The organism is Rhodoplanes elegans (genome assembly GCF_016653355.1).
Lineage (GTDB): Bacteria > Pseudomonadota > Alphaproteobacteria > Rhizobiales > Xanthobacteraceae > Rhodoplanes > Rhodoplanes elegans.
Genome location: NZ_NHSK01000129.1, coordinates 1 through 4,645, shown reverse-complemented (window position 1 = coordinate 4,645; position 4,645 = coordinate 1). Strand labels below are relative to the sequence as shown.

Genomic DNA, 4,645 nt, shown 5'->3' with positions numbered 1-4,645 from the left:
GGGTCGGGGGTGGGGGGCATACGGCGCTTCCCCATATCCGGACCTGTCGGTCCCTCGAAAATCTCCACCAGCGTCGGCAGGAAGCCGGCCAGTGTCTTGCCGGCGCCGGTGGGGGCGATCAGCAGGGCCGAGCGGCCGGCGCGGGCGGCGGCCAGAAGGGCGAGCTGGTGCGGGCGGGGCGTCCAGCCGCGATCGGCGAACCACCGCGCGAAGGGCGCCGGCAGGTCGGGCGCCGCCGTGTCGCCGGGCGCGTCTTCGGGCGTGTCTCGGGGGACGGTCTCGCTCACCCGTCCGTGGTAGCGCGCCGGGGCGGTCCTTCCAAGTGGGATGTTCGCGGTTCATTCTCGTGGCGCCGGAGGCGGGCGGTCACGGCCACCGGGCCTGGACCCGAAAATCATGGTTAACGGCGAGTAAACGAATTTCCGCTACGGCTGCGGCAGCACCCCGGAGCGCGGAGCCGGCCCCATGAATCGGTCCATGAATCGTCGCGACCGCCGGGCGGCGGCCAAGCAGGGCAATGCCGAGGCGATCTGCGCCGCCGCCGCGGCGCTCAAGCAGCAGGGCCGGCTGGAGGCCGCGGTGAAGCGATACCGCGAGGCGCTGGAGATCGCGCCGACCTCGGCGATCGCCCACAACAACCTCGCCAACGTGCTGACCGAGCTCGGCCGCACCGACGAGGCGGTGACGCATCTGCGCGCGGCGCTCGCTGCCGCGCCGACCGCCTTCCAGGTGCACAACAATCTCGGCAATGCGCTCAAGCGCCAGGGCGACACGGCCGCGGCGATCGCCCACTACCGCCAGGCGATCGCGCACGCGCCGGACTTCGCCGAGGCGCATCTCAATCTCGGCTCGACCCTGACGACGCTCGGTGAGACCGCGACGGCGATCGCCCATCTGCAGCAGGCCGTGACGCTGCGGCCGTTCCACGCCGAGACCCGCATCCAGCTCGGCCTCGCGCTGGTCGATGCCGGCGAGATCGCGCTCGCGCTCGGCTGCGCCGAGATCGCGGCGCGCGCCGCGGAGGAGCCCGGCTTTCCGTTGCGCCTGCTCGGCGTGCTGCTCGCCCGCTGCGGCGCCGTCGCGCCCGCCCGCGCCTGCCTCGAAGCCGTGCTGGCCCAGGACCCGGAGGATCGCGACGGCATCGGCCTGCTGCTCGCGCGGCTCGGCGTCGCGCCGCTTCCGGCCCGCGCCGGCGACGGCCAGATCGCGGCGATCTACGCCGCCCGCGCGGCGCGCTGGGACGCCGGCGCCGGTCCGCAGGCCTATCGCGGCGCCGACCTCGTCGCCGAAGCACTGCTGCGCATGGTCCCGGACGGCGCCCTCGACATCGCCGACGCCGGCTGCGGCACCGGCCTGGTCGGCGCGCTCCTCAAATCCCGGGCGCGCCGGCTCGACGGCGTCGACCTCTCCGCCCCGATGCTGGAGCGGGCGCGCGACAAAGGCCTTTACGATGCGCTGGTGTGCGGCGACCTCGTCGGCTTCCTGGCCGAGCGGCCGTCCCGCTACGACGCGATCGCCTGCGCCGCGACGCTGATCCATTTCGGCGATCTCGGCCCGCCGCTCGCGGCGGCTGCGGCCGCGCTGCGCGACGGCGGCGTCTTCGCCGCGACGCTGTTCCCCAACCCTGACGATGCGGACGCCATCGCGGTCGGCAGCCTCGACGGCCTCGCCCAGGGCGGTTGCTTCGTGCACGGCCGCGCCTATGTCGAACGCGCCGCCGCGGCGGCCGGCTTCGCCGTGGAGATCGCCGAGGAGGCCGTGCACGAGACCCAGGCCGGGCGCTCCCGCACGGCGCTCGTCGTCGGGTTGCGGCGCCGACCGCGCGAGGGGTGAGCGGCAGACCTGCGGGCGGGCGCATTCCTCGCCGCGCCCGGCGGCGCTAGGGTCGCCCCTCTCGGTCGGGCGACCCGTCATGTCCCTCTACACGCTGCTGCGTCCCGCGCTGTTCCGCCTCGATCCGGAGCGCGCCCATCATCTCGCCATGGCGGCTGGCGCCCGCACCGGCGTCGTCGCCCCGCTGATGCGGGCCGTGACGGCGGTGGACGATCCGCGGCTCGCGGTCGATGTCGGGGCTTTGCGGTTTCCGAGCCCCGTCGGCCTCTCGGCCGGCTTCGACAAGAACGGCGAGGCCGTGGCGGCGCTCGCCGGGCTCGGCTTCGGCTTCGTCGAGATCGGCTCGGTGTCGGCCGAGCCGTCGGCCGGCAATCCGCCGCCGCGCCTCTTTCGTCTGCCGGCCGATCGGGCGCTGGTCGTCGCCTACGGGGTGCCGAACGAGGGTGCCGCGGCGGTCGCGCGCCGGCTCGCCGGAACGCGGCTGCCGGTGCCGCTCGGCATCAACATCGTCGCCACCAACCGGGGGCGCGGCGCGCCGCCGCTCGCCGACGACGCGCTGATCGCCGAGTACATGCACGCCGCGCAGGTGCTGGCGCCGGCCGCCGACTACCTGATGTTCAACCTGAGCTGCCCGAACACCACCGACGGCTGCGACTTCTTCGCCGATCCCGGCCGGCTCGACGCCTGGCTGACGGCGCTCGACGAGACGCCCTATGCGGCCCGGCCGTCGTTCCTGAAGGTGTCGCCGCTCGGCGGCGTCGCCATGATCGAGCGACTGCTGGAGATCACCGGGCGGCATCGGAAGATCGCCGGCTTCATGTTCAACCTGCCGAGCGGCCGGCGCGACGGCCTCGTCACCCCCGACGCGGTCTGGAAGGGCTGGCCCGGCGCCGTGTCGGGTCCGCCCTCGGCGGCGCTGCTCGACGCGTGTCTGGTCGAGTGCTTCCGCCGCATGGACCGCGGCCGCTACGTGCTGTTCGCCTCCGGCGGCGTGTCGTCGGCGGAGGACGCCTATGCGAAGATCCGCAAGGGCGCCTCGCTGGTCGCGCTGCTCACCGCGCTCGTCTACGAGGGCCCCGGCGTGGTGCGCCGCATCACCCGCGGCCTCGCCGACCTGCTCGCACGCGACGGGGTGAAGCACGTCTCCGAGGTGGTGGGCGTGGACGTGAGGTGAGCTTACGGAGCGGCCGCGTGCCCCGGACAAGGCGCATCAGGCTGCAGGCCTGATGTGCCGCAGAGCCGGGGCCCAGGGGCGACTCTGACGGGCGCCTCGTCGTGTCGCCCTGGGTCCCGGTTCGCGGCGCGTTGCGCCGCGCCCGGGACACGAGGCCAGATCGTCCACCGCCCCCCTCCCATCGCCGGCCGAAGTGCCTATCTTCCAACAATGCGTCCGGAGAGCCTGCTCGTTCCGACGCCGGCCGGGCTGTGCTGTCCGGTGGGCGGTTTCCACATCGATCCGCTGCGGCCGGTGGCGCGCGCCGTGATCACGCACGCGCATTCCGACCACGCGCGCGCGGGCCACGGCGCCGTGCTGGCGACGGCCGAGACGCTCGACCTGATGCGGCTGCGGTATGGCGAAGCCTTCGCCGGCAGCGTGCAGGCGGTGCCGTATGGCGAGCGCCTGACGATCGACGGCGTGACCGTGAGCCTGCATCCGGCCGGTCACGTGCTGGGCTCCGCACAAGTCCGGGTCGAGAAGGACGGGCTCGTGATCGTCGCCTCCGGCGACTACAAGGATGTTCATGATCCGACCTGTGCGCCGTTCGAGCTGGTGCCATGTCACGTCTTCATCAGCGAGGCGACGTTCGGGCTGCCGGTGTTCCGCCACGGCGACGCCGCGGCCGAAGTCGAGAAGCTGATCAGATCCACGAGACTGTTTCCGGAGCGTGCGCATCTCCTCGGCGCCTACACGTTGGGCAAGGCGCAACGGCTGATCGCGCTCCTGCGCGCCGCCGGCTGGGAGCGGCCCATCCATCTGCACGGCGCCGTCGAGACGATCACGTCCTATTATGCGGGCCGCATGGAGCTCGGCGACCTGCGGCCGGTGCGCGACGCGGCGAAGGCCGAGTTCGCCGGCGCGATCGTGCTGTGCCCGCCCTCGGCGCTCGGCGACCGCTGGTCGCGGCGCTTTCCCGATCCGATCGCCTGCTTCGCCTCCGGCTGGATGCGCATCCGCGCGCGGGCGCGCCAGCGCGGCGTCGAGCTGCCGCTGGTCGTGTCCGACCACTGCGACTGGGACGGGCTCACGCGCGTGATCCCGGCGACCGGCGCCGAGGAGATCTGGCTCACCCACGGGGCCGAGGAGGCGCTGGTGCACTGGTGCGGCACGAAGGGCCTTCGCGCAAAGCCGCTGCATCTCGTCGGCTATGGCGACGAGGAGGAGGTCGAGACCATCGAGGCCGCGACCGCCGGTACTGATCAGGACGGGACGGCCGCTGTTTCTGATCAGAACGCTACTGCGGCGGGCGAGCCTGCGGGCGGCCCCGCATGAACCGCTTCGCCGCCCTGATCGACCGCCTCGCCTACGAGCCCGGCCGCACCGCCAAGCTGCGGCAGATGACCGACTATTTTCGGAGCACGCCGGATCCCGAGCGCGGCTTCGCGCTCGCCGCCCTCACCGGCGCGCTATCGTTCCCGCACGCCAAGCCGGGCCTGATCAGAACGCTGATCGCCGAACGCACCGACCCGGTGCTGTTCGAGATGTCCTACGACTATGTGGGGGATCTCTCGGAGACGGTAGCGCTGATGTGGCCCTCGCCGCACGCCCGGCCTGCTCCCTCTCCCCGCGAGCGGGGAGAGGGGTGGGGTGAGG

4 protein-coding genes and 1 pseudogene are annotated in these 4,645 nt (G+C 73.2%); 4 read left to right on the top strand and 1 reads right to left on the bottom strand.

What is annotated here, in order from left to right:
• Positions 1 to 287, bottom strand: a 287-nt coding sequence (locus CCR97_RS16575) for a DEAD/DEAH box helicase (RefSeq protein ID WP_201159670.1), incomplete at its 3' end; no start/stop codon positions are given.
• A 178-nt stretch (positions 288 to 465) separates the two neighbouring features.
• Here CCR97_RS16575 and CCR97_RS16570 point away from each other — a divergent pair.
• From CCR97_RS16570 to CCR97_RS16555, 4 genes and pseudogenes are all read left to right on the top strand, one after another.
• Positions 466 to 1,833, top strand: a complete 1,368-nt coding sequence (locus CCR97_RS16570) for a tetratricopeptide repeat protein (RefSeq protein WP_201159669.1) — start codon at positions 466 to 468, stop codon at positions 1,831 to 1,833.
• A 79-nt stretch (positions 1,834 to 1,912) separates the two neighbouring features.
• Positions 1,913 to 3,007: a quinone-dependent dihydroorotate dehydrogenase gene (locus CCR97_RS16565; RefSeq protein WP_111359912.1), complete on the top strand. Its 1,095-nt coding sequence runs from the start codon at positions 1,913 to 1,915 to the stop codon at positions 3,005 to 3,007.
• Between the two features lie 210 nt (positions 3,008 to 3,217).
• Positions 3,218 to 4,324, top strand: a complete 1,107-nt coding sequence (locus tag CCR97_RS16560) for a ligase-associated DNA damage response exonuclease (protein ID WP_111359913.1) — start codon at positions 3,218 to 3,220, stop codon at positions 4,322 to 4,324.
• Positions 4,321 to 4,645: pseudogene (locus tag CCR97_RS16555) on the top strand (ATP-dependent DNA ligase); the annotation flags it as partial. The gene CCR97_RS16560 and the pseudogene CCR97_RS16555, both read left to right, overlap by 4 nt.